24 protein-coding genes are annotated in these 24,637 nt (G+C 73.3%); 16 read left to right on the top strand and 8 right to left on the bottom strand.

All coding sequences use genetic code 11. The annotated features are described in order from the left end of the window. The first annotated feature begins 25 nt into the window (after positions 1-25). The 3 genes from ACZ619_RS12500 to ACZ619_RS12510 are packed head-to-tail and all read left to right on the top strand — an operon-like array spanning position 26 to position 2,275. A complete protein-coding gene (locus tag ACZ619_RS12500; RefSeq protein ID WP_469597624.1) occupies positions 26-811 on the top strand; it encodes an alpha/beta fold hydrolase in 786 nt (261 codons plus the stop codon). Further along, entirely contained in the window at positions 808-1,266 is a 459-nt protein-coding gene (locus ACZ619_RS12505; RefSeq protein ID WP_469597626.1) for a GlcG/HbpS family heme-binding protein, read from the top strand. The genes ACZ619_RS12500 and ACZ619_RS12505 overlap by 4 nt, the downstream gene beginning before the upstream one ends. A 4-nt stretch (positions 1,267-1,270) precedes the next feature. Next, complete coding sequence (locus ACZ619_RS12510; protein WP_469597628.1) at positions 1,271-2,275, top strand: uroporphyrinogen decarboxylase/cobalamine-independent methonine synthase family protein; 1,005 nt, start codon at positions 1,271-1,273, stop codon at positions 2,273-2,275. 101 nt (positions 2,276-2,376) lie between these two features. Here the strand turns inward: ACZ619_RS12510 and ACZ619_RS12515 are convergent, their stop codons facing one another. Next, complete coding sequence (locus tag ACZ619_RS12515) at positions 2,377-2,664, bottom strand: putative quinol monooxygenase (protein ID WP_469597630.1); 288 nt, start codon at positions 2,662-2,664, stop codon at positions 2,377-2,379. Positions 2,665-2,845: 181 nt separating this feature from the next. Between ACZ619_RS12515 and ACZ619_RS12520 the strand changes: the two genes are divergently transcribed. From ACZ619_RS12520 to ACZ619_RS12545, 6 genes are all read left to right on the top strand, one after another. Beyond that, complete coding sequence (locus ACZ619_RS12520; protein ID WP_469597632.1) at positions 2,846-4,306, top strand: aldehyde dehydrogenase family protein; 1,461 nt, start codon at positions 2,846-2,848, stop codon at positions 4,304-4,306. Further along, on the top strand, positions 4,299-5,498 hold the full coding sequence (gene lhgO, locus ACZ619_RS12525) for an L-2-hydroxyglutarate oxidase (RefSeq protein ID WP_469597634.1): 1,200 nt from the start codon (positions 4,299-4,301) through the stop codon (positions 5,496-5,498). Before ACZ619_RS12520 ends, lhgO begins: the two co-directional genes overlap by 8 nt. A gap of 152 nt (positions 5,499-5,650) precedes the next feature. Further along, the gene (locus ACZ619_RS12530; RefSeq protein ID WP_469597636.1) at positions 5,651-6,511 is read left to right on the top strand and encodes an amidohydrolase family protein; all 861 of its coding nucleotides are present in this window, start codon (positions 5,651-5,653) and stop codon (positions 6,509-6,511) included. 13 nt (positions 6,512-6,524) lie between these two features. Then, a complete protein-coding gene (locus tag ACZ619_RS12535) occupies positions 6,525-8,225 on the top strand; it encodes a thiamine pyrophosphate-dependent enzyme (protein ID WP_469597638.1) in 1,701 nt (566 codons plus the stop codon). Between the two features lie 19 nt (positions 8,226-8,244). Beyond that, on the top strand, positions 8,245-9,288 hold the full coding sequence (locus tag ACZ619_RS12540) for an Ldh family oxidoreductase (RefSeq protein WP_469597640.1): 1,044 nt from the start codon (positions 8,245-8,247) through the stop codon (positions 9,286-9,288). 204 nt (positions 9,289-9,492) lie between these two features. After that, positions 9,493-9,966 (top strand): carboxymuconolactone decarboxylase family protein, encoded by a 474-nt coding sequence (locus ACZ619_RS12545; RefSeq protein ID WP_469597641.1) that lies wholly within the window; start codon positions 9,493-9,495, stop codon positions 9,964-9,966. A 120-nt stretch (positions 9,967-10,086) separates the two neighbouring features. Here the strand turns inward: ACZ619_RS12545 and ACZ619_RS12550 are convergent, their stop codons facing one another. Further along, positions 10,087-11,040, bottom strand: coding sequence for an alpha/beta hydrolase fold domain-containing protein (locus tag ACZ619_RS12550; protein ID WP_469597644.1), 954 nt, complete (start codon positions 11,038-11,040; stop codon positions 10,087-10,089). A gap of 91 nt (positions 11,041-11,131) precedes the next feature. Between ACZ619_RS12550 and ACZ619_RS12555 the strand changes: the two genes are divergently transcribed. From ACZ619_RS12555 to ACZ619_RS12575, 5 genes are all read left to right on the top strand, one after another. Next, the gene (locus ACZ619_RS12555; RefSeq protein ID WP_469597646.1) at positions 11,132-11,644 is read left to right on the top strand and encodes a MarR family winged helix-turn-helix transcriptional regulator; all 513 of its coding nucleotides are present in this window, start codon (positions 11,132-11,134) and stop codon (positions 11,642-11,644) included. Between the two features lie 184 nt (positions 11,645-11,828). Then, positions 11,829-13,301 carry a family 43 glycosylhydrolase gene (locus ACZ619_RS12560; protein ID WP_469597648.1) on the top strand — a complete coding sequence of 491 codons (1,473 nt, stop codon included), beginning with the start codon at positions 11,829-11,831 and terminating at the stop codon, positions 13,299-13,301. A 66-nt stretch (positions 13,302-13,367) separates the two neighbouring features. Beyond that, positions 13,368-13,745, top strand: a complete 378-nt coding sequence (locus ACZ619_RS12565) for a DoxX family protein (RefSeq protein ID WP_469597650.1) — start codon at positions 13,368-13,370, stop codon at positions 13,743-13,745. After that, entirely contained in the window at positions 13,746-14,213 is a 468-nt protein-coding gene (locus tag ACZ619_RS12570) for a peroxiredoxin (RefSeq protein WP_469597653.1), read from the top strand. Between the two features lie 56 nt (positions 14,214-14,269). After that, complete coding sequence (locus ACZ619_RS12575) at positions 14,270-16,630, top strand: ATP-binding SpoIIE family protein phosphatase (protein ID WP_469597655.1); 2,361 nt, start codon at positions 14,270-14,272, stop codon at positions 16,628-16,630. A 12-nt stretch (positions 16,631-16,642) separates the two neighbouring features. On the opposite strand, the gene ACZ619_RS12580 is transcribed toward ACZ619_RS12575, so the two are convergent. Further along, entirely contained in the window at positions 16,643-17,521 is an 879-nt protein-coding gene (locus tag ACZ619_RS12580) for an oxidoreductase (RefSeq protein WP_469597657.1), read from the bottom strand. A gap of 160 nt (positions 17,522-17,681) precedes the next feature. Between ACZ619_RS12580 and ACZ619_RS12585 the strand changes: the two genes are divergently transcribed. Beyond that, a complete protein-coding gene (locus ACZ619_RS12585) occupies positions 17,682-18,572 on the top strand; it encodes a helix-turn-helix domain-containing protein (protein ID WP_469597659.1) in 891 nt (296 codons plus the stop codon). A gap of 55 nt (positions 18,573-18,627) precedes the next feature. Here ACZ619_RS12585 and ACZ619_RS12590 read toward each other — a convergent pair whose 3' ends face one another. Both ACZ619_RS12590 and ACZ619_RS12595 read right to left on the bottom strand, forming a co-directional pair. Further along, the gene (locus ACZ619_RS12590) at positions 18,628-19,458 is read right to left on the bottom strand and encodes an aldo/keto reductase (protein WP_469597662.1); all 831 of its coding nucleotides are present in this window, start codon (positions 19,456-19,458) and stop codon (positions 18,628-18,630) included. A gap of 86 nt (positions 19,459-19,544) precedes the next feature. Further along, complete coding sequence (locus tag ACZ619_RS12595) at positions 19,545-19,850, bottom strand: hypothetical protein (protein WP_469597664.1); 306 nt, start codon at positions 19,848-19,850, stop codon at positions 19,545-19,547. Between the two features lie 133 nt (positions 19,851-19,983). On the opposite strand from ACZ619_RS12595, the gene ACZ619_RS12600 reads away from it, so the two are divergent. Beyond that, the gene (locus ACZ619_RS12600) at positions 19,984-20,943 is read left to right on the top strand and encodes a TauD/TfdA dioxygenase family protein (RefSeq protein ID WP_469597666.1); all 960 of its coding nucleotides are present in this window, start codon (positions 19,984-19,986) and stop codon (positions 20,941-20,943) included. Between the two features lies 1 nt (position 20,944). Here ACZ619_RS12600 and ACZ619_RS12605 read toward each other — a convergent pair whose 3' ends face one another. The 3 genes from ACZ619_RS12605 to ACZ619_RS12615 form a co-directional block, all read right to left on the bottom strand. After that, a complete protein-coding gene (locus ACZ619_RS12605) occupies positions 20,945-21,979 on the bottom strand; it encodes an LLM class flavin-dependent oxidoreductase (RefSeq protein WP_469597668.1) in 1,035 nt (344 codons plus the stop codon). Between the two features lie 21 nt (positions 21,980-22,000). Then, the gene (locus ACZ619_RS12610; RefSeq protein ID WP_469597670.1) at positions 22,001-23,548 is read right to left on the bottom strand and encodes a metallophosphoesterase family protein; all 1,548 of its coding nucleotides are present in this window, start codon (positions 23,546-23,548) and stop codon (positions 22,001-22,003) included. A 61-nt stretch (positions 23,549-23,609) separates the two neighbouring features. Then, the gene (locus ACZ619_RS12615; RefSeq protein ID WP_469597672.1) at positions 23,610-24,608 is read right to left on the bottom strand and encodes an MHYT domain-containing protein; all 999 of its coding nucleotides are present in this window, start codon (positions 24,606-24,608) and stop codon (positions 23,610-23,612) included. Positions 24,609-24,637 lie beyond the last annotated feature (29 nt).

Genomic DNA, 24,637 nt, shown 5'->3' on the forward strand with positions numbered 1-24,637 from the left:
GCCCATCAGTACGGGAGTACACCCCATGCCCCTCGCCGACTCCGACGGCACCGCCATCTACTACGAGCGCCACGGCAGCGGCCCGGCGATCCTGTTCGTGCACGGCAGCGGCGGCCACCACGCCGCCTGGTGGCAGCAGGTCGCCGCGCTGCGCGACGAGTTCACCGTCCTCACCGTGGACCTGCGCGGCTTCGGACAGTCCGACTCCTCGATGGACGAGTTCGACGGACAGGACTTCCCCGGCGACGTCGTCGCCGTCCTCGACCGGGAGGACGTCACCGACGTCATGCTGGTCGGCCAGTCCATCGGCTCCGTCGCCGCCCTGCGCGCCGCGCTGCTGCGCCCCGAGCGCGTCTCCTCCGTGGTCCTCGGCCACTCCCTCGGCGGCATCGGCCACCCCGAACTGAGGGAACTGGCCGCCGCCGACCGGGCGCAGGCCGTGCGGCTGCCCGTGATCGACCGGCTGCTCACCAAATCGTTCCAGCGTGACCGGGCCGACCTCACCTTCCTCTTCCAGCAGATGGGCACGTTCAACGTGGCCCGGATGCAGGACCTGCGCAACCTCGACACCGACGGCCCCTCCCCGGCGGCGATCGCGGCCTCCGGCGTCAAGGTCGCCTTCCTGGCCGGCGAGAAGGACGCGGTGCTCAGCGTGAAGACCGTGACCCGCGCCCACGAACTCCTGCCCGGTTCCCACCTGGAGATCGTCCCGGACGCCCCGCACTCCATGTACTGGGAGGCGCCCGGCGCCTACAACGCGGCCGTCGCCCGGCTCCGCCGCACCCTGACCGCACCGAAGGAAGCCGCATGACCAGCCTCACCCTGGCCGCCGCCGAGGAGATCATCGGCGCCGCCCACGAGCGCGCCCAGCGGATCGGGAAGGCGGTGAGCGTCGCCGTCGTGGACGCCGGCGGCTTCCCGATCGCCATCCGCCGCCCCGACGGCGCCCGCCCGCTCACCCCCGACATCGCCCGTGCCAAGGCCTACACCGCGGCCGTGATGCAGCGCCCCGGCCCCATGCTGAAGAAGTGGCAGGAGAGCCAGCCCGTCTTCTTCGCCCAGCTCTCCCAGCTCCCCGGCGCCGCCCTCCCGATCATGGCCGCCGAGGGCAGCGTCACCATCAAGAAGGACGGCGAGATCATCGGCGGCCTCGGCATCGCCGGCGGCACCGCCGACGAGGACCAGCGGATCGCCGAGGAGGTCCTGAAGGCGCTCGGCTACGAGCTGGAGTTCGCCGCCTGGGGCGTCACCGGCGGAAGGGACTGACACCATGGCGGACACGTTCAACTACCGCATCGACCACCACGGCAGCCTGGTCCGCCCGGCCGGACTGTCCACCGCCGACCCGGACTCCGTCGACGCGGCGGTCCGGGAGGCCGTCGCCGACCAGCGCAAGCTGCGCTGCACCGTCGTCACCGACGGCGACCTCCCCCGCGAGGACTTCCGCAGCGCGGTCCTCGACTCCGTCTCCGGTTTCCGCCGCACCGACGAGACGGGCCCGGACGGCCTGGTCCGCTGGGTCGCCGAGTCGCCGCCCAAGGCCGACGGCCCGCTGCTCGCCGACCGGGCCGCCCGGCTCGCCGAACTGACGGTGATCGCCCCGAAGGCCGCCCTCCCCTCCCCGGCCTACCTCGCCGCCACCACCTTCCGGCCGGGCCTCGGCGTCTCCTCGGCCCGGGAACTCGGTGAGGCCCTCGCGGAGATCGTCCGGGCCGAGATCGAACTGCTCGTCTCCCGGGGTGTCCGCCTGATCCAGCTCAACAACCCGCTGTTGCTCGGCCAGTTGGGGGCGGATCCGGCCGACCCCGGCGCCCTCTCCTTCGAGGACGCCCTCGCCGTCGACGCCCTGGCGGTACGGCCGGACGAGCGCCCCGAGGGCGTCCGGATCGGCATGGCACCGGGCTGGGCGGCCCCGGCCGAACCGAACCGCTCCCGCGCCGAGCGGCTCTACGCCGGCATCGGCGCCGACCGCTGGGTGCTGCCGTTCGACCAGGGCACCCCGGCGGAGCTGGACCTGCTCAGGGCGCTGCCCGACGAACGGGACTTCTGCCTCGGCGTCGTCGACGCGACGGTGCCAGGCCTGGAGGACGTCGACACCGTGATGTCCCGCATCGACACGGCCGCCGAGTTCAAGGACCTGGAGGACGGCGCCGTATCACCGTCCAGGGGCTTCGCGGACGTGGCGAACCGCCCCTTGCTGAGCGCGGAGGACCAGCGCAAGAAGCTCGTCCTGGTCGAGACGATCGCCCGGTACTGCTGGGGCAACGAGTTCTAGAACGCTTCCGCTTCCAGAGGCGCGGGGCGGTGGCCGATCCGCGGCTGCCGCCGCGGGCGCGATCAGCCGCACACCACCCGCGCCCCTCACCACCACCGACGCTAGAGCACCTCCGCGAACGTCACCGTGCGCTCGGTCAGCAACGGCCACACCACCCCCACCACGACCTCCCTGAAGTGCCCGGCCGCCTTGTGCGCCTCGAACCCCTCCCGGTCGGTGTACCGCTCGTAGAGCAGGAACCCACCCGGCTCCCCCTCCACCGCGTGCACCTCGTACATCAGGTTCGCGGGCTCGGTACGGGTGGCCGCCCGGGCCTCCAGCAGCGCGGCGCGCACCGCGTCCGCGTCGGCCGGTGCGCAGCGGTACCGGGCGACGACTGCGTATGCCATGCGTTCTCTCCTCACGTCGGGTCAGGTCCGCCGATTCCAGCATGGATCATGCCCCCGACGGCCCGCGCACGGCGCAATCAATGCCTGCCCCCGCGGGGCTGGTGGACCCCCTCCCACATGGTGTGTTGTCGCATCCGGCCCGACACGGGCGGCACCGCGGACGACGAAGGAAGTGATCTCCATGCGCACCCTGGAAACCCTCTTGGGCGGGGAGTGGGTGACGACCGGTGAGTGGATCGACGTCCACGACCCCGCCGACGTCCGCACCCCCTTCGCCCGCGTCCCCGCGCTCTCCGCCAAGGACGTCACCCGGGCCTACGACCACGCCGAGCGCGGCTTCGCCGCCTGGAAGCGCACCAGCCCCTTCGAGCGGGCCCGCGTCCTGACCGAGGCGGCCCGGCTGATCCGCGAACGGGCCGCGGAGATCGCCGCCGACGTCACCGCCGAGAACGGCAAGACCGGCGCCGAGGCGACCGGCGAGACGCTGAAGGCCGCCGACTTCCTGGAGTACTACGCGGGCCTGGCCCGCCAGGGCTACGGCACCCTCCTGCACGACGTACGCCCGAACCACCGTACGCACACCCAGCGCGAGCCGATCGGCGTGATCCTGGTCATCAGCCCCTGGAACGACCCGCTGATCACCCCGGCCCGCAAGCTCGCCCCGCTGCTCGCCGCCGGCAACGCGGCCGTGTTCAAGCCGGCCGGCGAGACACCGTTGTCGGGCCTGCACCTCGCCCGCGCCCTGCACGACGCCGGGCTGCCGCCCGGGGTGCTCGACGTGGTCACCGGCCGGACCGCCGAGATCGAGGAGGCGCTCCTGGACGACCCCCGGATCACCGGCATCACCTTCACCGGCTCCAACGCCGTCGGCAACCGCATCCGGCGCCGCCTCGCCGACCGCAACGTCCGCTTCCAGGGCGAACTCGGCGGCAAGAACGCCTCCGTGGTGCTGCGCGACGCCGACCTGCCGGCCGCCGCCAGGGCGGTGGCCGCCGCCTCCTTCGGCCAGGCCGGACAGCGCTGCACCGCCACCAGCCGGGTGATCGTCGAGCGGCCGGTGTACGACGAGTTCGTCGCGCTGCTGGTCGCCGAGGTACGGGCGCTGAAGGCCGGCCCGGGCAGCGACCCGACGACGACCCTGTGCCCGCTGTCGAGCCCGCAGCAGCGCGACAGCGTCCTCGCCGACCTGGCCGGGGCGGTCGGGCAGGGCGCGACCGTGCTCACCGGCGGCGGCACCGACCCGGAGCGGCCGCACGGCTGCCACGTCCAGGCCACCGTCCTCGCGGACGTCACCCCGGACATGGCCGTCTGGCGCGAGGAGGTCTTCGGACCGGTCCTCGCCGTCCGCGCGGCCGACGGCTTCGACGCGGCCGTCGAGGCGGTCAACGACTCCGGCTTCGGGCTCGCCGCCGCCGTCTTCACCCGCGACCTCGGCCGTGCGTACCGCTTCGCCGACGAGGCCGAGTGCGGGCAGGTCGCGGTCAACACGACGACCACCGGATGGGACGTCCACCTCCCGTTCGGCGGCTTCCGCGACTCCGGCACGGCCTACAAGGAGCAGGGCGACGAGGTCCTGCGGTTCTCCACCCGGGTCAAGACGGTGGCCGTCAACACCGGTGCCCCGGAGCGCGCCGATGGCTGACGAGACGATCGGCGTGGTCGGCGCCGGGATCGTGGGCCTGGCCACGGCCCGCGAGATCGCCCTGCGCCGCCCCGGCACCCGGGTGGTGGTGTTCGAGAAGGAACGGGAGGTCGCCCGCCACCAGACCGGCCACAACTCCGGTGTGGTGCACGCCGGCATCTACTACACCCCGGGCAGCCTCAAGGCCGACCTGTGCGTACGGGGCGTCTGCCTGCTGCGCGAGTACTGCCAGGACCGGCGGCTGCCGTACGACGAGATCGGCAAGCTGGTCGTCGCGGTACGCGCGGACGAGCTGGGCCGGATGGAGAACCTCTACACCCGGGCGAGGAACAACCACGTGCCGGAGCTGCGCAAGGTCTGCCGCGAGGAGATCAGGGAGATCGAACCGCACGCCGGCGGTGTCGCCGCCCTGCACTCCCCGCGCACCGCGATCACCGACTACCCGGCGGTCGCCCGCGCCTTCGCCCAGGACGTCGTCGACGCCGGCGGCGAGGTACGGCTGGGCTTCCCGGTCACGTCCGTCACCGGCGTGCCCGGCGGCATCGAGGCCGTCTCCGGCCAGGACCGGGTCCGCGTGGACCGGCTGATCCTCTGCGCCGGCCTCCAGTCCGACTCCGTCGCCCGGCTGGCGCGGGACCGGCAGGAGCCCCGGATCATCCCGTTCCGCGGCGAGTACATGCTGCTCAGGCCGGACAGGGCACATCTCGTGCGCGGGCTCGTCTACCCGGTGCCCGACCCCCGCTACCCCTTCCTCGGCGTCCACTTCACCCCGCGTGTCGACGGCTCGGTGGAGGTCGGCCCCAACGCCGTCCTCGCCCTGGCCAGGGAGGGGTACCGGCGCAGCCGGGTCTCCCCCCGGGACCTGCTGGCCCTCGCGGCCTACCCGGGCACCTGGCGGATGGCCGCGCGGCACTGGCGCACCGGGGTCAGGGAGTACCGCGGATCCTTCTCCACGGCCGCCTTCATGCGGGACGCCGGGCTGTACGTCCCGGAGGTCGGCGTCCGTGACGTGGTGCGCGGCGGAGCGGGCGTGCGCGCCCAGGCGCTGGACCGCGACGGCACGCTCGTCGACGACTTCCGCATCCACCGGGTCGGCCGGATCACGGCCGTGCGCAACGCCCCCTCGCCGGCCGCCACGGCCTCCATGGCGATCGCCGAACACATCACCACGGCCGTCTTCGACGGCGCCTGACCCGCCCGGTCCGGGACCTGGAAGTCCGCTGTGAACAGGGCACTTCCGCGCAACAACAGCTTGCGCTCCGGGATCTGCGCAAGGCCTCCCGGGCCGCCTAGCGTTCCTTCCGCAGCACCTCAAGACCTTCTCCGAGAGAAAGAGTTCGCACCATGTTCGTCGTCGACACGCAGATCCACATCTGGAAGGAAGAGACCCCGGACCGCCCCTGGGTGCCCGGTGCCCGCGAGCGGATCCGGCTCAACGGCCACCGCGAGGACCCCTTCTCCTACGAGGAGGCCCTGGAGCTGATGGACGAGGCCGGCGTGAACCGGGCGCTGATCCTGCCGCCGTCCTGGGAGGGCGACCGCATCGACTACGCCCTGGAGGCCTGCGAGGCCCACCCGGACCGGTTCGGGATCATGGCCCGCATCCCGCAGAACAAGCCGGCGGAGGGCAGGGCCATGCTCCGGGACTTCGCCCGGAACCCGCACGTCAAGGGCACCCGGCTCACCTTCCACCGGCCGCAGGACCGCAACTGGATGATCGACGGCACCAACGACTGGTACTGGCCGGTCGCCGAGGAGCTGCGCATCCCGACGATGGTGCACGCGCCGATCTGGAAGCGCGAGCTGGGCGAGATCGCCGCCAGGCACCCCGAACTGAAGATCATCATCGACCACATGGGCATCATGGCCCGCTGCGTCGACGACGCGATCGGATACTGGGTCCAGGAGACCGCGGACCTGGCCGCCTACCCGAACATCTACGTCAAGGTGTCGGCGCTGCCGGGCTACTCCACGCAGCCCTTCCCGAACAGCAACATCCAGAAGTACGTGCGCGAGATGGTCGACAGGATGGGCCCGCAGCGCTGCTTCTACGGCACCGACATCACCCGGCTGCTCGGCCACGGCATCACCTACACCGACACGATCGAGCAGTTCACCAAGCACTGGGACTTCACGCCCGAGGAACTTGAATGGATCATGGGCCGCGGTATCTCCGAGGTCCTGAACTGGCCGATCGAGGGCTGAGGGAACACCGGCGATGACCTGCACCCCACGGACCGACGGCGGCGACGCCGTCGTCTCCGCCTTCAACGCGGCGGGCGCCGACTACGTCTTCTGCTCCTCGGGCTCCGAATGGGCCCCGGTGTGGGAGGCACTGGCCCGCCGCCACCGCGACGGCGAGCCCGCACCGCGCTACCTCGACCTGACCCACGAGACGGTGGCCGTGGGCATGGCCACCGGCTACGGGCTGGTCGAGCGCCGCCCGCAGGGCGTGCTGCTGCACGCGGCACCGGGCCTGCTCCAGGGCTCGATGGCCGTGCACGGCGCCCTGCTGGCCGGCGTGCCGATGGTGGTCACCTCGTCCGAGTCGACCACCTATGGCGACGCCCCCGGACACGACCCGGGCGGCCAGTGGTACCGCAACCTGTCGATCGTGGGCGGGCCGCACGGCATCGCCCAGCCCTTCACCAAGTGGTCGACCGAGGCCGCCGACGTGCACACCCTGCCCACCATGATCACCCGGGCCGCGGAACTCGCCTGGCGGGCCCCGGCCGGACCGGCCTACCTGAACATCCCCCTGGAGATCCTCCTGGAGGAGTGGGACGGCCGCGAGGCCAAGCCCGTCGTGCGGCCGGGCTCCACCCACAGCTCACCGGAGGAGGCCGACCAGGTCGCGCGGCTGATCCGCGAGGCGGCCAACCCCGTCGTCGTCACCGAGACGGCGGGCCGCGAGGCGGGCGGCTTCGAGGCCCTGGTCGCCTTCGCCGAGGCCTGGGACATCCCGGTCGTCGAGCCGGACTCCGCGGTGTGCGGGAACTTCCCGCGCACCCACCCGCTGCACGCCGGCAGCGACATCGGGCCGTGGATGGACGAGGCGGACCTGATCCTGCTGGTCAACTGCCGCGCCCCCTTCTACCCGCCCTCGCGCCGCCCGTCCAAGGCGCGGATCGTCGTCATCGACGAGGTCCCGCAGCGCCCGCACGTCGTCTACCAGGTGCTGTTCGCCGACACCTACCTGGAGGGCAACGTCGCCAACACCCTGCGCCAGCTCAGCAAGCGGGCGAAGGACCTCGACGAGCGTGCGGTCGGCATCCGCCGGGCGGCGCAGGAGAAGCGGCACGCCGCCGAGCGGGCCGCCGCCGAGGCGGCCGAGGCGAAGGCCGTCGAGGCCGGGGGCGTCGACCCGGTGCTGGTCGCCGCCACCCTGCGCCGGCTGCTGCACGGGCAGGACGCGATCGTCGTCGACGAGACCATCACCCACAGCCGGGCCGTCAAACGGCACCTGCGGACCGCCGCCCCCGACTCCTACTTCTACGTCCAGGGCGGACTCGGCCAGGGCATCGCGGTCGCCCTCGGCGTCAAACTCGCCGCGCGGGAGAGGCCCGTGGTCCTCACCGTCGGCGACGGAGCCTTCACCTACAACCCGGTGATCCCGTCGTACGACGCCTCCAAGGCGTACGAACTGCCGGTGCTGATCGTGGTGTTCAACAACCGTCTCTACAAGTCGATGAATCTCAACCACCGCCGCTTCTACCCCGACGGCGCGGCCGCGGACACCGGCGAATGGCTCGGCACCGATCTGCACCGGCTGCCCCGGCTCGCCGCGTTCGCCGAGCCGTTCGGCATGCACACCGAGACCGTCGACACCCCGGACGCCCTCGCACCCGCGCTGGAACGCGCCCTCAAGGCCGTGGCCGAGGGCACGACCGCCGTCGTGGACGTCCTCGTCACCCGCTAGCCCAGGAGATTCCGCAACCATGTCCGACACCCCCACCAGGCCCCTGGTGCCCGCCGACGCCCTGCGTGCCTTCTCCGCCGCCCTGCTGGAGAAGGGCGGCCTGAGCGCCGAGCACGCCCGCACCACCGCCGACGTGTTCGTCTGGGCCGCTCAGCGCGGCGTCGACTCGCACGGCACCGCCCGCGTCCCCGCCTATCTGGACCTGCTCGCCAAGGGCGTCGCCAACCCCGACCCGCACCTCACCGTCGAGTCCACCGCGCCGGCCGCCGCCGTCCTGGACGCCGACCGGGCCCCGGGCCCGGTCGCCCTCACCGCCGCCGCCGACGAGGCGGTACGACGGGCCCGGGAGACCGGCATCGCCTCGGTGGGCGTGCGCCGCACGGTGCACACCGGCGCCATCGGCTACTACGTGTCCCGGATCGCCGAACAGGGCCTGGTCGGGCTCGGGTTCGTGGCCGGCATGCCCAACATGGGCTACACCGGCGTCCAGGGCGCGGCCGTCGCCACCAGTCCGCTCGCCGTCGCCGTACCGGCCCGCGAACACCCGCCGCTGCTGCTGGACATGGCCACCGCCACCATCGCCCTCGGCAAGATCCGGCAGGCGAGGGCGAACGGCACCCCGCTGCCCGAGGGCGCGGCCGCGGCGGAGGACGGCACGCCGACCACCGACCCCGAACTGGCGGTCATGCCGCTGCCGTTGGGCGGGGCCAAGGGCTCCGGCATGTCGCTCGCCTTCGAGCTGCTGACCAGCGTCCTGGTCGGCGCGCCGATCTTCGCCGGCTTCCACGCGGGCGACCGCAGGCACCGGCAGAACGCCCTGCTCGTCGCCCTCGACCCGGCGGCCTTCGGCGACCCCGAGGCCTTCCTCGGCGCGGTGGACGACACGCTCGGCACCCTGAAGAACCTGCCGGCCGCCGACGGCGCCGACGGGGTGTTCTACCCGGGTGAGCGCAGCGCGGCCGTCGCCGAGGAGCGCGGGCACAAGGGCATCCCGGTGGCCCCGAAGGTCTGGCGGGACCTCACGGAGCGCGCCGAGCGGCTCGGGGTGGCGCTGCCCGTCTGACGGTCACCGGCGGGGCCGCGCGCGGACGCGGTCCCGACCCGGACCCGAGCACGCTGTGCCGCCGGTCACCCCGGACACCGACGACGGACGGCCCCGGTGCCGCGACGACGGTGGGGAGTCGTGGGTCACAGCTCCCCGTGTCACAGGGGCGCGGGCCGTCTCGTCTCGGGGGTGAACGCACCGACGAGCACGGAGGAGCACACGATGGACGCGCGACTCGACTACTTCACCAGCCCGACCGCCGGCAAGACCCTCAAGTACCTCATGTCGGCGGGCCGGGAGCTCAAGGGGGCACCGCTGTCGGCCACCACACAGGAACTCGTGGCGCTGCGGGTGAGCCAGATCAACGGCTGCGCCGTCTGCCTCGACATGCACACCAAGGAGGCTGCCGCCGCGGGCGAGACCCCGGTGCGGCTGAACCTGGTCCCGGCGTGGCGGGAGGCCACGGTCTTCACCGAGGCCGAGCGCGCCGCGCTGGAGCTGGCGGAGCAGGGGACCCGGGTCGCGGACGCGGCCGACGGCGTCAGCGACGAGGTGTGGGCACGGGCCGCCGAGCACTACGACGAGGAGCAGCTCACCGCGCTGGTGATCCTGATCTCGTTCATGAACGCGGTGAACCGGCTGAACGTCATCACCCGGCAGCCGGCCGGGGACTACGAGGTCGGGCAGTTCCACTGAACCCCCACCGGCCCCGGGTCGCTCAAGGCGTCGCTGCCGGCGGCTGAGGGATCCGCACGGGCCGGGCACCGGCCGGGACCGGCGGCCGGCGGCCGGTCCGCCCTTCCCGGCCCGCCCGTGTCACGCGGGCGGCTCCTGTGTCTCCTCGCCCCGGACCGCCCGCAGCCGCCGTGCGACGAGCGCGTACACCTCGCGCGCCTTCGCGTCGTCCCTGCCGTCGTACGCGTGGTCCGCCCCCGCCACCTCGTGGTACCCGGCCAGCGCCCCGACCGCCCTCAGCCGCTCCGCGTACCGTTCGCCCTCCGCGCGCAGCAGGTCGTACTCGGCGGTGACGACGAGCGCCGGGGCGATGCCCGTCAGGTCGGCGGTGTCGGACGGATGGGCGGGGGAGACCAGCGGGTCGCTCCGGCGCTTCGGGTCCGGGACGTACGAGGTGTCGAACACCTCCGCCATCCAGGGCCGCAGCATCGGCCGGGCGATGGCGGCCCGCTTGTCCGCCGCGTTCGTCACGAGGTCGAGCGGCGGATAGTGCAGCACCTGGAGCGCGATCGAGGGCCCGCCCTCCGTCAGCGCCTGCCGGGCCACCGCCGCGGCGAGCCCGCCGCCCGCGCTCTGCCCGCCCACGGTCAGCCGGGAGCCGTCCCAGCCCTGCCCGGCGGCGTGTTCGGCGACCCAGCGGACCACCTCGTAGGCCTGGCGGGCCGGGGCCGGGAAGGGATGCTGCGGGGCGACGACGTAGTCCACGTTCACCACGGCCACCCCGGCCTCGGCCGCGAGGAACCGGCACAGCGGGTCGTCGAGTTCGGTGAGCGCCATGACGTAACCGCCGCCGTGGAAGTTGACGTGCACCGGGGGCGACGGGTCCGCCGACGCGGGCAGGTACACCGTGGCCCGGGCCGGTGCCACGGTCGTCGGGACGGTCAGCTCCCTGACCCTGCGCGGGAACTCGGGCAGCCGGGCGTGCGAGGCGGCGTCCGAGCCGGGCCCGCTCGGGCGCCTGCTCGCCAGGAGGGTGAGCCGCTGCATGGTCTTCGCGCCGAGGGCGGCGACCGAAGGACGGGCCAGGAGGGACATACGGCTCCGATCGTGGACTCTGTGCAGGAGCGCGCGCCACCCCACGCACCAACTTACTTGAGTTACGCAACGATATGGTAAACTGGCCGGTATGTCCACAGAACCGCTGCCTGCCGTCCCCGTCGCCTCCGCGGAGGTCGTCGAGATCGAGCGCGCCCTGACGCGCATCACCTATCTGAGCACCCGGGCCCGCCGGCACGAGCAACTGATGGCCCTCGCCGGCGTCCCGCTGGACCGGGCCGCGGTGGCCCTGCTGCGGCAGGTCGCCGACTCCGAGCCGCTGCGCCCGGGGGAGCTGGCGCAGCGGCTCGGGGTCGAGGCGTCCCACGTGACCCGCACCGTCCAGCAGCTCCAGCGGCTGGGGTACGTCACCCGGGTCCCGGACCCGGACGACCGCCGTGCCCAGCGGATCGAGCTCACCGACGCCGGCCGGGAGGCCGTGGACCGGGTCCGGGTGGCCGGGGCGCGCGGTATGCAGCTGGCGCTCGGGGAGTGGCGGCCCGAGGAGCTGCGGCAGCTGGCCTCGCTCTTCCACCGCATGGTCGACGACTTCCTGGCGTACTCCGTCGAGGACGAGGCCGACGAGGCCGTGGGCTCGGCCTGAGCTGCGCGGGAGGGGCGCGGTCGCGCTCGCCGGCGTCGACGCGGCTGTCCCGCAGGGCGCTTGAGGCCTCCGCCGGGTGCGTCCAACTCATTGACGTGTCATTGCCAACCCCTTACCTTCTGGTCGCAGTTCCGTACGTCGTTCGAAATCCAGAACGACATGGCCGCCGGAAGGAACCACCCCCGTGATCCGCACCCGCCCCCGGCCCACGTGCCGCGACGGCAGCTCCCGCTGGGCGCTGACCGCCGTCCTCGCCGCGCTCGCCCTGATCCTGACCGTCACCCCCGCTCACGCGGCCGTCCCCTCCTCTCCCGCCGTGACCTTCACCAACGCGATCGCCGAACAGCGGGCCGACCCGCAGATCTTCAAGCACACCGACGGCTACTACTACTTCACCGCCACCGTCCCCGAGTACGACCGGATCGTGCTGCGCCGGGCCACCACCCTCCAGGGCCTGGCCACCGCCCCGGAGACGACCATCTGGACCAAGCACGCCGACGGTGTCATGGGCGCCCACATCTGGGCACCGGAGATCCACTACATCGACGGCAAGTGGTACGTGTACTTCGCCGCCGGCTCCACCAGCGACGTCTGGGCGATCCGCATGTACGTCCTGGAGACCGACGCCGCCGACCCGCTGACCGGCACCTGGACCGAGAAGGGCCGGATCACCACCACCTGGGAGAGCTTCTCGCTCGACGCCACCACCTTCGTGGTGAACGGCGTGCGCTATCTGGCGTGGGCCCAGCACAACCCCTCCGAGGACAACAACACCAGCCTGTTCATCGCGAGGATGGCCAACCCCTGGACCATCAGCGGCACCCCGGTGGAGATCTCCCAGCCCACGCTCTCCTGGGAAACCGTCGGCTACAAGGTCAACGAGGGCCCGGCCGTCGTCCAGCACGGCGGCAAGGTCTTCCTGACCTACTCCGCCAGCGCCACCGACGCCAACTACTGCCTCGGCATGCTCACCGCGTCCGCCTCCGCCGACCTGCTCGACGCGGCCTCCTGGAGCAAGAGCCAGACACCGGTCTTCAAGACCAACGCCTCGACCTCGCAGTACGGCCCCGGCCACAACTCGTTCACGGTCTCCGAGGACGGGAAGTCCGACATCCTCGTCTACCACGACCGCGGCTACAAGGACATCACCGGCGACCCCCTGAACGACCCCAACCGCCGCACCCGCCTCCAGAAGGTCTACTGGAACGCGGACGGCACGCCGAACCTCGGCGTTCCCGTCGCCGACGGCGTCACCCCGGTCCGCCTCTCCTCGTACAACTACCCGGACCGCTACATCCGCCACTACGGCTTTCGCGCGAGGACGGAGGCGAACGTCACCAACCTCGCCGACTCCCAGTTCCGGATCGTCACCGGACTCGCGGGCGGCGGCACGGTCTCCCTGGAGTCGGCCAACTACCCCGGCTACTACCTGCGCCACCGGGACTTCGAGGCGTGGGTGGAGAAGGACGACGGCTCCACCGCCTTCGCCGCCGACGCCTCCTTCCGGCAGCGGGCCGGCCTCGCCGACCCGGCCGGCGTCTCCCTGGAGTCGTACAACTACCCGGGGCGGTACGTCCGCCACTACGACAGCCTGCTCTACGTCCAGGCCCTCAGCACCGCACTGGACCAGCAGGACGCCACCTACTACCAGGAGTAGGACCCGGCGCCCCGCGGACCGGTACCGCCGGGTAATATCCGGCGGCAGGTCGTCAGAGGAGGCGTCGTGTCCCGGTCCGAACGTTCACCCCTGCTGCTGGCGGGGCTGCTGGCCACCGCCGGTGTCGCCCACTTCGTGGTGCCCAAGCAGTTCGACGCCATGATCCCCGCGGCGCTGCCCGGGGCGCCGAGGACGTGGACGTACGGGAGCGGGGCCGTGGAACTGGCGCTCGCGGCGGGCATCGCCCTGCCGCGGACCCGCGCGGTGGCGGCACGGGCCGCCGCCGCGTTCTTCGTCGGTGTCCTCCCTGCCAACGTGCAGATGGCCGTCGACTGGCACAAGCGGCCCGAGCCGCTCAGGACCGCGGCCCTCGCCCGCCTGCCGCTCCAGATCCCCCTGGTGCTGTGGGCGCGCGGTGTCGCACGCAACGAGGAGGGCCGATAGATGACGAAAGCCGTCGAGGTCGGAACCGAGGTCGAGGACTTCGCGCTGCCGGACGAGACCGGTACGACGCGCACGCTCACGGAGCTGCTGGCCGACGGGCCGGTCGTGCTCTTCTTCTACCCGGCCGCCCTGTCGCCGGGCTGCACCGCCGAGGCCTGCCACTTCCGGGACCTCGCCGCCGAGTTCGCGGCCGCCGGCGCGCGGCCCGTCGGGATCAGCGGGGACAGCGTCGAGAAGCAGGAGGAGTTCGCGGGCAGACACACCCTCGGTATTCCGCTGCTCTCCGACGCCGACGGCACGGTACGGGAGCGGTTCGGCGTCAGGCGCGGCTTCTCGCTCGTCCCCACCAAGCGGGCCACCTTCGTCATCGCCCAGGACCGCACCGTGCTGGAGGTCGTCCGCAGCGAGCTGCGCATGAACACCCACGCCGACCGGGCGCTGGCCGCCCTGCGCGCGCACCGGGGCTGAGCGGCCGGGGCCGCCCGCGCTTGAAGCGCCGGGACACAGGTCCCATCCTGGGGCATATGGAGCGTGTCGCGGCCGCGGCCGTCATCGACGCCCTGGGCAGGGTGACGGGGTGGAGCGAGGGCGCGCAGACGCTCACCGGACGCCCGGCCCGGGAGGTCGTCGGCCGCCCCGCCGCCGACCTCCTCGCCGAGCGGGTGCCCGCCGACACGCTGGCCGCCCGCTCCGGCACCGTCGCCCTGCGCCACGCCGACGGACGGCGCACGGAGATCGCCCTCACCGCCTGCCCGGTCCTCGGCCCCGGCGGCGAGACCACCGGATACGTGCTCACCGCCGACCCGCCCCGGCGGCCCGACCCCACCCTGGCCGGACAGGCCTTCCAGCAGGCCTCCATGGCCATGTCGGTCTTCGACGTCGCCCAGCACTACCTCCGCTCCAACGACGTGGCCTGCCAGGTCATGGGCGTACCCGAGGACGCCCTGCTCGGCCGATTCTTCCTGGACACCGTCGAGGACGCCGAGCACAGCAAGGGCTTCCTGAGCCACCTGCGCCAGGTCGTCGAGACCGGCCGGGCCGTCCGCTACGAGAGCTTCGCCGGCGCCCCGGCGCTCAACCGGGAGTACGCCTGGAGCATCGAGATGTGGCCGCTGCGCGACCCGGACGGCGAGCTGACCGCCGTCGCCCTCGCCGCCTTCGACAGCACCGAGCAGTACCTGGCCCGGATCCGGCTCGCCCTGCTCAACGAGGCGGCCACCGCGATCGGCACCACCCTGGACGTGGTGCGCACCGCCGAGGAACTCGTCGGACTCCTCGTCCCGCGCTACGCCGACTTCGCCAGCGTCGACCTGCTCGACTGGGTGCTGGGCGCCGAGGAACCGCACACCGTCCCGGAGGGCGACATCGTGCTGCGCAGGGTCGCCCACGGCTCGGCGACCGAGGGCACCCCGGAGGCGGCCGTGCGCCTCGGCGAGGCGGACGTGTACCTGCCCTCGTCGACCCCGGCGCGCGCCCTGCGGGAGGGCCGCGCGGTGCTCAGCCAGGCCGGCGAGCCGGAGTTCCGCCGCTGGGTCGAGGAACGCAACGCCCGCTCGCCCGGCGGCCGGCCCTTCCGCCGCGGCGTCCACTCGATGATCGCCGTGCCGCTGCGGGCCCGCGGCACCCTGCTCGGCGTCGCCGTGGGAGTGCGGATGCGCCACCCCGACGAGTACGCCGCCGACGACGCCGTCCTCGCCGAGGAACTCGCCAGCCGTGCCGCCGTCTGCATCGACAACGCCCGCCGCTTCGCCCGCGAGCGCTCCACCGCCCTCGCCCTCCAGCACAGCCTGCTGCCCAGCGGACTGCCCGGCCAGGCGGCCGTCGAGGTGGCGCACCGCTATCTGCCGTGCGGATCGGTGGCCGGCGTCGGCGGCGACTGGTTCGACGTGATCCCGCTCTCCGGCAGCCGGGTCGGCCTGGTCGTCGGCGACGTCGTCGGCCACGGCATCCACTCCTCCGCCACCATGGGCCGGCTGCGGACGGCCGTGCGCACCCTCGCGGACGTGGACCTGCCCCCCGACGAGCTCCTCACCCACCTCGACGACCTGGTCACGCACCTGGCCGCGGACGGGCCCGGCCAGGAGGTCGCCGAACTGGGCGCCACCTGCCTGTACGCCGTCTACGACCCCGTCTCGCGCCACCTCGCCCTCGCCGCCGCCGGGCACCCGGCCCCCGCCCTGGTGCTGCCCGGCCGCCCCGCCGAGCTGATCCCGATGACCGCGGGACCGCCCCTCGGCGTCGGCGGCCTCCCCTTCGAGGCGACCGAGCTGCGGCTGCCCGAGGGTTCCGTCGTCGCGTTCTACACGGACGGCCTGCTGGAGGACCGCGACCGGGACGTCGACCGCGCCACCGAGGAGCTGTGCCGTGCGCTGACCGCACCGGCCGACTCCCTGGAGACCCTCAGCGACAACGTGATCAAGGCAGTCATGCCCCAGCAGCCCGCCGACGACGTCGCGCTGCTCCTCGCCCGCACCCGTGCCCTGGGCGCCGACCGCGTCGCCACCTGGGACGTCCCGCCCGACCCGGCCGAGGTGGCCCGGTTCCGGCAGGCCGCCGCCGAACGGCTCGCCGCCTGGGGCCTGGAGGAGGCCACGTTCGTCACCGAACTCGTCGTCAGCGAACTCGTCACCAACGCCATCCGCTACGGCGAACCGCCCGTCCAGCTCCGCCTGATCCGCGACCGGGCCCTCATCTGCGAGGTCTCCGACGGCAGTTCGACCTCACCCCACATGCGCCGCGCGCACGCCTACGACGAGGGCGGCCGCGGACTGCTCCTGGTCGCCCAGCTCACCCAGCGGTGGGGGAGCAGGCAGACCGGCAGCGGCAAGACGATCTGGGCCGAACAGCCGCTGCCCGAGGGCCCGTTGCCGGTCGCCGACGCCTGAGCGCCGGGCGGCCTACGCGCCGCCGGCCGGCCCCGCGATCCCGTCCAGTTCGGTGACCGCGTCCTCGGGCAGCACCAGGGAGCCGGCCGCGATGTTCTCCCGCAGGTGCTCCGGCGAGGAGGTGCCGGGGATCAGCGCGATGTTCGGGGAGCGCTGGAGCAGCCAGGCCAGGGCGACCTGCTGGGCCGAGGCACCGAGCCGGCCGGCGACCTTGGCCAGCGTCTCGGACTGCAACGGGTCGAAGCCGCCGAGCGGGAAGTACGGCACGAAGGCGATGTTCCGCGCCGCCGTGTACCCGACCAGCGCGTCGTCCCGCCGGTCGGCCAGGTTGTACAGGTTCTGCACGGTGACCACCGGCGCGATCTCCCGGGCCTCGGCCAGTTGCTTTGGTGAGACGGCGCTCAGGCCCAGGTGCCGGATCAGCCCCGCCTCCCGCAGCTCGGCCAGGGCGCCGAACTGGTCGGCGATCGGGTCCTCGTTCGGGGTGTCCACGTCTCCCAGGCGCAGGTTGACCACGTCCAGGGCGTCCACACCGAGGTTGCGCAGGTTGTCGTACACCTGCGCCTTCAGGTCCTTTGGGTGCCGCATCATGACCCAGCCGCCGTCGGCGGCGCGCCGGGCGCCCACCTTGGTGGCGATGCGCAGGTCCCGCGGGTAGGGGTGCAGGGCCTCCCTGATGATCTCGTTCACGACCACCGGCCCGTAGAAGTCGGCGGTGTCGATGTGCGTGATGCCCGCGGCCACCGCGGCACGCAGCACCGCTACGGCCCGGGCCCGGTCCCTCGGCGGACCGAAGACGTGCGGGCCGGCCAGCTGCATCGCGCCGTAGCCGACCCGGGTCAGGGTCAGGCCGTCGGCGGGGGTCAGGGTTCCGGCGAGCTGTGCGGTCATGGTCTCGTGCCTCTCGCGATCTCTGGGGGGCCACCGGTACGGTCCGGTGTCCCGTCCTCGCCTCCACCCTGCGCCGCTCTCGCGCACGGTGGCCAAGCCCCGGTGTTCCTGGGAGTGCCAGGGCCAGGCACCGGCCGCGGCCGGGCCGTACGGTGGGGCCATGGACGGTTCGAACGCGCTCGGTGAGTTCCTGCGTGCCCGCCGGGCGCTGGTGCGGCCCGAGGACGTGGGGCTGCCCGGCGGCGGACTGCGCCGGGTGCCGGGGCTGCGCCGCGAGGAGGTCGCGATGCTCGCCGGCATCAGTTCCGACTACTACCTCAGGCTGGAGCAGGGCCGCGACCGCAACCCCTCCGTCCAGGTGCTGGAGGCCATCGCCGGGGTGCTCGCCCTGGACCCGGACGCCACCGCGTTCCTCGTCGGCCTGGCCCAGGACCGCCCCGCCGACGTACGGCACGCCCGGCGCACCCGCGCCCCGCACCGGCCCGAGCGGGTTCCCGTCAGCGTCCTCCAGCTGATCGACGGCTGGACCCGCAACCCGGCGTACGTCCAGAACCGCTACACCGACTGCCTGGCCGTCAACGCGCTGTGCGCGGCCCTGTCCCCGAACTACGCGCCGGGGGTCAACCTCATGCGGGCGGTCTTCCTCGACCCCGTGGAGCGGGAGCTGCGCCGTGACTGGGAGGACCTCACCGAGGAGGGCGTGGCCAGTCTGCGGGCCTATGCCGGGCAGGACACCGAGGACCCGAGGCTGCGCGACCTGGTCGGCGAGCTCTCCCTGCGCAGCGAGCGCTTCCGCACCCTGTGGGCCCGGCACGAGGTGCGGCCCCTGCGCGGCCGGGTGAGTCACCTGGCGCACCCGCTGGTCGGTGAACTGGACCTGCACTCGAACAAAATGTCGATGGACGGTACCGACGGACTCGTCCTGGTCGTCTTCCACGCCGAACCCGGCAGCCGCGACGCCGAACTGCTGGACATCCTCGGGAGCCTCACCGCGACCGGGACCGGGACCGGGACCGGGCGGGAGGCTCCCCAGGAGCACATCGACGAATAGGCGCGGGTGGCGCCGCGGGGACGGGGCGGGGACCAGCCGCCGCCGGCGGGCCGGCTCAGAACTCCTCGTGGTGGTCCGGGTCGCCGCCCAGCCGCTGCCGGGCCCGCTCTGAGATCGCCGCCGTCTGCTCCGGGGACAGCCGGAAGCCGAAGAGGTCCAGGTTGGCCCGCTGCCGCCCGGGGTCCGCCGACTTCGGGATGGCCACGGCACCCAGCTCGACGTGCCAGCGCAGCACCGCCTGGGCGGGCGTCACCCCGAGCTCCCGCGCCACCGAGACGACGGCCGGGTCGTCGAGCAGCCTGTGGTCCCGGCCCAGCGGACTCCAGCTCTCCGTCACGATCCCCTTCGACGCGTGGTAGGCCCGCAGCTCCTCCTGCGGGAACAGCGGGTGCAGCTCCACCTGGTTCACCGACGGCAGCACCCCGGTCTCCTTCTCCAGCCGCGTCAGGTGCTCCTCGGTGAAGTTGGAGACGCCGACCGACCGCACCAGCCTCTCCTCGCGCAGCCGCACCATCGCCTTCCAGGTGTCCACGTACTTGCCGACCCGGGGGTTGGGCCAGTGGACGAGATACAGGTCCACGTACTCCACGCCCAGCCGCCGCCGGGACTCCTCGAAGGAGGCGAGGGTCTCCTCGTAGCCGTGGTCGCGGCCCGGGACCTTCGTCGTCACCACCACCTCCTCGCGCGGCACGCCGCTGCTCGCGACGCCCCGGCCGACCCCGGTCTCGTTGCGGTAGTTCACCGCCGTGTCGACGAGCCGGTAACCGAGCTCCAGCGCGTGCCGGACGGCCTGCTCGGCCTGCGCGTCGTCCATGGGCCAGGTGCCCAGACCGACGGCGGGCAGCGACGTACCGTCATTGAGCGTGTACGCAGGAATGCTGATCACGATGGGGCCTTCCCTCGACTGTGTCCTCCCCCCAGCCTCACCGACGGGGTGCGCGGTGATCAAGCCGGCGGCGAACGACCGGGCCGTCACCCCGCCCCGGCCACGGCCACCACGGTCCGGGACACCGGGACGCGCGTGACGTGGGTGCCGTCTCGGTCGGTGTGCAGGCGGGGGGAGGCGATGCCGAGGTGCTCGGCGGCGAGCCGTAACCCGGCCTCCCGCTCCACCTGTTCCTCGTCGCAGCCGAACACGAGCTGCTTCGCCGCCCAGGAACCGCGCGGGCCCGTGAGCCGCCAGATCCGGCCCAGCCCGCCCCGCGCGACGGGCGTCAGGCTCCAGGGGCCCGGCCCCAGCCGGTAGCTCCGGGCGATGAGGCCGGCGGTCTCGTGCACGGGTCACTCCTCGGCCGAAGGTCCGTTCCCCCGCGATCATCACGGCTCCGGTGCGATCCGCAACGTCTTCTGCCGAGCGCGCCCGGCTGTCACGATCTTCGTGGAACCGGTACCGACGACCTTCGGAGCACGTATGACCACGGGAAGCAGCACGGGGAACCAGACCGTCCGGGTGAACCCGGTCGCGGGGCACATCGGGGCCGAGATCACCGGCGTCGACCTGGCCGGGCACCTCGACGACTCCGTCGTCGCCCTGATCCGGGAGGCCGTGCTGCGCTGGAAGGTCGTGTTCTTCCGGGAGCAGCGGCTCGACCACGCCGGGCACGTCGCCTTCGCCCGCCGCTTCGGCGAGCCGGTCGTCCTCGGGCGGCGCGGCAGCGCCTCCCCGGCCGGCTTCCCCGAGGTGGAGACCACCGCCGACCGGCTGGAGCTGGGCGGACGGTTCGGCATGGAGCACGAGGAGTGGCTCCAGCGCCGCCGGCACACGCTGCTGCGCGGCTGGCACTGCGACCACGGCGCCCGCATCGACCCGCCCGCGGCCACGATCCTGCGCGCCGAGACCGTCCCGCCCTACGGCGGCGACACCACCTGGGCCAACCTGGCCGCCGCCTACGCCGGGCTCTCCGCGCCCGTGCGCGCCTTCGCCGACGGGCTGCGCGCCGAGCACCGCCTCGGCGTCGGCTACCAGCCCCGCCCCGGCGACGACTCCTACCTGCGCCACCTGCTGGACCATCAGGTGGCCTCGGTGCACCCGCTGGTGCGGGTCCACCCGGAGACCGGCGAGCGGGTGCTGTACGTCAACGGCTACTACGTCGAGCAGATCGCCGACGTCTCCCGCCCGGAGAGCGCGGCGCTGCTGGAGATGCTCCTGGAACAGGCGGTACGGCCCGAGTACACGGTCCGCTTCCGCTGGGCGCCCGGCAGCGTCGCCTTCTGGGACAACCGGGCCACCATCCATCTCGCGCCCGGCGACAACGCCCACCTCGGCTTCCCCCGGGTCATGCACCGGGTGATGCTGCACGGCGAGGTGCCGGTCGGCGTCGACGGCAGGCCGTCGGAGCCGGTGACCGGCACCGAGCCGGGCCGCTGGTGACTCAGGCGGCGGACCCGGGGCGCCAGCCCAGCGCCGGGCCCAGGCGGGTCGCGAGGTCCGTGAGGATCTGGACGTAGTCCTCGTGCTCGAAGGTGAACGGCAGCGCGAAGGCCACCTCGTCGATCTCGCGGAACGCGGCGTGCGCGTGCAGCCGTTCGGCGAGCTCGGCCGAGGTGCCCACCAGGTCCGGCGCGAACAGCAGCCGCGCCGGACCCTGCGGGGTCGTGGTGCGCGCCAGCCGCTTGGCCGCGTAGGCCTCGTACCTGGCGCGCTGCTCGGGCGTCGCGGAGTCGGTGGGGATGACGACCAGCCCCTGGGAGACCCGGGCCGCGTCCCCGTCGGGGTGGCGGGCGCGGAACGCGCGGACGTGCGCGAGCTGGATCTCGGCGAAGTCGCTCGTGCCGTCCGGGTCCTCGGCCTTGACGACGCTGCTGGTCAGGAAGTTCATGGCGTGCTCGCCGGCCCAGCGGGCCGAGGCGAGGCTGCCGCCGCCGTACCAGAGCCGCCGGCCGAGACCGGGGGAGTGCGGCTGCACCACGTCCGAGAAGACCTCGAAGCCCTCGACCCCGCTGAAGTCGGTGGCCGGCTTGCCGCGCACGAGGTCCAGCAGCCGCCGCACCCGCTCGTACCCGAAGTCCTCGGCGTCGGCCGTGTCCGGGTAGAGCGCCTCCCTGACCTGCTCGTAGTGCATGGGCGGGCCCACGCTCACCCCGGGGTTGAGGCGGCCGCCGGACAGGACGTCGACGGTCGCCAGGTCCTCGGCGAGCCGCAGCGGGTTCTCCCAGCCGAGCGGGATCACCGCGGTGCCCAGTTCGATGCGGCTGGTGCGCTGCGAGGCGGCCGCCAGCACCGCGACCGGCGAGGAGATGCCGTACTGGAGGTGGCGGTGGCGCACCCACGCGCTGTCGAAGCCCAGCCGCTCGCCCAGCTCGATGATCTCCAGCGTGGACTCGTGCCCCCGGCCCGGGTCCGCCCCGTCGAACAGACCGATCGTGAGGAAGCCGAGCCGGCGCAGCGGACGGGGGGTGGACGGCACGGATCCTCCAGCTGTCGTACGTCAGTTCTGCCCCGATTGTGACACCCGAACATTGCGGGAGTGTGATCCGACCAGCGGGATCGTGATCTCGTCCTCGACCGGCGGGTCCAGCTCCTGCGGGAGGTTCCCGGTGGCGGCGAAGCAGCGCAGCCGCACCGCCTCCGGGCTGACGTCCAGGCGCAGGAAGGACTTGAAGAAGGGCGGGCTGTAGGTGACCGAGCTGGGCGAGAACAGCTGGGTGTACATCTTGCGCACCGGCAGCCGCAGGCGCGAGGTGCGCTCCGGACGGCCGGCGACGCCCATCAGGGCCGCGACCAGCCGGGTGCGCCGGGTGACCCTGGTGTCCGGGCCGGGGGTACGGCCGGGTGTGATGCCGAGCCGCTCGGCGATCACGGCCGTCGCCTCGGCCTCGGTGAGGGTGAGGAAGCGGGGCAGCCGCAGTCTGCGGCCGTAGAGGCGGCTGTAGAAGGCGAGGGAGTCGCCGCGCAGCGGGTAGCAGCGGAAGTCGTCCTCGGTGACGCCGCCGACCGAGATCCGCGGGATGGTGTGGGTGGCGTGCATGAAGGCACCGCCGCCGCCCGAGACCACGTACTGGATGGTGCGGCCGTCCACGTCGACCGGGTAGCGCTGGTAGTTGTGGATGTCACCGCCGATCGCCGCCACGTAGTGGTGGGCCGGGTCGCGGACGATGTCGTCGACCGTGCCGCCGCCCTCGACCGGGCACGGGTGGTGCTCCCCGTCCACGTACAGCGGCGAGCCGGTGACCAGGATCTTCGGGCGCGGCCCCCGGGACACCTCGCGCAGCCAGGCGCCCTGCTCCGCGTCGACCGTGCCGAGCAGGCCGGTGTCGATGCCGACGATCCGGAGCGGCCCGGCGTCGATCGCCCAGTAGGGGCCCGGCTGGACGGCCGTCTGCTCCGGCGCGGGCCGCGACTTGCGCGCCTGCGCGAGGAGTTCCTCGTCCACCGCGCGCGGCCGGTGCCACAGCAGGGCGCGCCACCAGGCGCGGGTGAGCGGCCGCGGCCTCGGCCCGGCGGGCAGCGGCGGCGCGTCGTCGCAGAAGACGCGCATGAACGCGCCGAGGTCCTCGTACCAGTCGTGGTTGCCGGGTATCGCGTACAGCGGCGCCGGATAGTCCTGGTACGGACGGAAGAACTTGGTGCCGTAGTCGGCGGCGGCGCCGACCGGATAGATCACGTCGCTCGCGATCACCGCGAAGTCGGTGTCCTGACCCACCCTCAGGAAGCCCGGTACGACGGCGTACTGGGAGTCGTCGCCCTCCCCGGTGTCACCGATCACCATGAACGAGAAGCGGTCCGCCTCGTGCCGCCGGATCACCTTGTCGGCGGGTGCCCCGGCGGCGGCCCGCTGCGCCACCCAGCGGCTCCGGGTACGGCCGGTCGGGTCGCCGAACCAGGAGGCCAGCACCCCGTTGCGGGCGGCCCACAGCAGCCGGGGGTCCAGCCAGGACACCTTCTGGACGTGCTCGGGCATGAGATGGCGGTAGTCACCGCGTTCGGCGGAGCCCCAGCCGGCGCCTTCTGCGGTCTTGCGTGAGGAGTCAGACACGCGGGGAACCGTAGCAACGCCCAACGACGGCGCGTGACCTGGGGGTTGGCCGATGGACCGGTCACCACTCGGAGGGGTTCGACGGAGTGCCGTACGGGCCCTGCGGGCCGGGTCCGGGCCGTGCGGAGGCGCCGTGCCGGCCGCCGCCGCGGGACGCCGGGCGGGTGGGCGCGCCGTGCCGGTCCGTGCCGCCGGGTGCCGGGCGGGCCGGTTCGGCGTCGCGGCTTCGGGTCGCGTGACCGCCCCGCGGCCGGGACGTCCGCGGCCGCACGGGCCGGACCGCCGCCGCGCCCCCGGTCCGCTCGGCCGCCTGCCCGTGCCAGTCGCCCTCGCCCAGGACCAGCAGCGGGTCGAACATCACCACCACCCCGGCCAGCAGCAGGAAGACGAGCGGGCCCAGCAGCATGGGCAGCAGCAGCGAGGACGGTGACTCGCTCGGCCAGGCGCTCGCGGCCGCCGGGTGCACATCGACGTGCACCGCCGCCATCGCGGTGTAGTGCATGCCCGACACCGCCAGACCCATCACCATGCTGGCGCCCAGGCTCGCCGTGAAACCCCGGATCGACACGGCCGCCCAGAGTGCGGCCGTCGCCGCCGCGATCGCGATCAGCACCGACAGCGCGACCGTGAGCCGGTCGTAGCGGATCGTGCCGTCCACGTGGAGGGCGGCCATGCCGAGGTAGTGCATGGCGGCCACGCCGAGCCCGGTGACGACCCCGGCCGTCCACAGCGGCCCCGCGCCCGCGCCCCGGTGGCCGACGGTGAAGACGCCGACGCCCACGACGAGGATGGCCACCGCCAGACTGAGCACCGTCAGGCCCACGTCGTAGTGGATCCAGGTCTCCTGGACGTGGAAGCCGATCATCGCGATGAAGTGCATCGTCCAGATGCCGCAGCCGATCGAGGCCGCGCCCAGCGCCAGCCAGCCGGTCCGCCGCCCCCCGTTGCCGAGCGACCGGACGATGCAGCGCAGTCCCAGCGCCCCGCCCAGACAGGCTGTCAGATAGCCCGCCACCGGTGTCACCGCGCCGTAGTGGAACCCTTCCGTCGTGCCGTGCATGTGTGCAACTCCCCCCAGAGTCACCGCTG

The organism is Streptomyces sp. NPDC104367 (genome assembly GCF_055583825.1).

Excerpts from the sequence above, each read along its gene's own strand:
- ACZ619_RS12530 (WP_469597636.1), top strand. The coding sequence starts at position 5,651 with ATGTTCGTCGTCGACACGCAGATCCACATCTGGAAGGAAGAGACCCCG.
- ACZ619_RS12550 (WP_469597644.1), bottom strand. The coding sequence starts at position 11,040 with ATGTCCCTCCTGGCCCGTCCTTCGGTCGCCGCCCTCGGCGCGAAGACC.
- ACZ619_RS12535 (WP_469597638.1), top strand. The coding sequence starts at position 6,525 with ATGACCTGCACCCCACGGACCGACGGCGGCGACGCCGTCGTCTCCGCC.
- ACZ619_RS12580 (WP_469597657.1), bottom strand. The coding sequence starts at position 17,521 with ATGACCGCACAGCTCGCCGGAACCCTGACCCCCGCCGACGGCCTGACC.
- ACZ619_RS12520 (WP_469597632.1), top strand. The coding sequence starts at position 2,846 with ATGCGCACCCTGGAAACCCTCTTGGGCGGGGAGTGGGTGACGACCGGT.
- ACZ619_RS12600 (WP_469597666.1), top strand. The coding sequence starts at position 19,984 with ATGACCACGGGAAGCAGCACGGGGAACCAGACCGTCCGGGTGAACCCG.
- lhgO (WP_469597634.1), top strand. The coding sequence starts at position 4,299 with ATGGCTGACGAGACGATCGGCGTGGTCGGCGCCGGGATCGTGGGCCTG.
- ACZ619_RS12570 (WP_469597653.1), top strand. The coding sequence starts at position 13,746 with ATGACGAAAGCCGTCGAGGTCGGAACCGAGGTCGAGGACTTCGCGCTG.
- ACZ619_RS12585 (WP_469597659.1), top strand. The coding sequence starts at position 17,682 with ATGGACGGTTCGAACGCGCTCGGTGAGTTCCTGCGTGCCCGCCGGGCG.
- ACZ619_RS12575 (WP_469597655.1), top strand. The coding sequence starts at position 14,270 with ATGGAGCGTGTCGCGGCCGCGGCCGTCATCGACGCCCTGGGCAGGGTG.
- ACZ619_RS12505 (WP_469597626.1), top strand. The coding sequence starts at position 808 with ATGACCAGCCTCACCCTGGCCGCCGCCGAGGAGATCATCGGCGCCGCC.
- ACZ619_RS12540 (WP_469597640.1), top strand. The coding sequence starts at position 8,245 with ATGTCCGACACCCCCACCAGGCCCCTGGTGCCCGCCGACGCCCTGCGT.
- ACZ619_RS12615 (WP_469597672.1), bottom strand. The coding sequence starts at position 24,608 with ATGCACGGCACGACGGAAGGGTTCCACTACGGCGCGGTGACACCGGTG.
- ACZ619_RS12555 (WP_469597646.1), top strand. The coding sequence starts at position 11,132 with ATGTCCACAGAACCGCTGCCTGCCGTCCCCGTCGCCTCCGCGGAGGTC.
- ACZ619_RS12515 (WP_469597630.1), bottom strand. The coding sequence starts at position 2,664 with ATGGCATACGCAGTCGTCGCCCGGTACCGCTGCGCACCGGCCGACGCG.
- ACZ619_RS12500 (WP_469597624.1), top strand. The coding sequence starts at position 26 with ATGCCCCTCGCCGACTCCGACGGCACCGCCATCTACTACGAGCGCCAC.
- ACZ619_RS12545 (WP_469597641.1), top strand. The coding sequence starts at position 9,493 with ATGGACGCGCGACTCGACTACTTCACCAGCCCGACCGCCGGCAAGACC.
- ACZ619_RS12510 (WP_469597628.1), top strand. The coding sequence starts at position 1,271 with ATGGCGGACACGTTCAACTACCGCATCGACCACCACGGCAGCCTGGTC.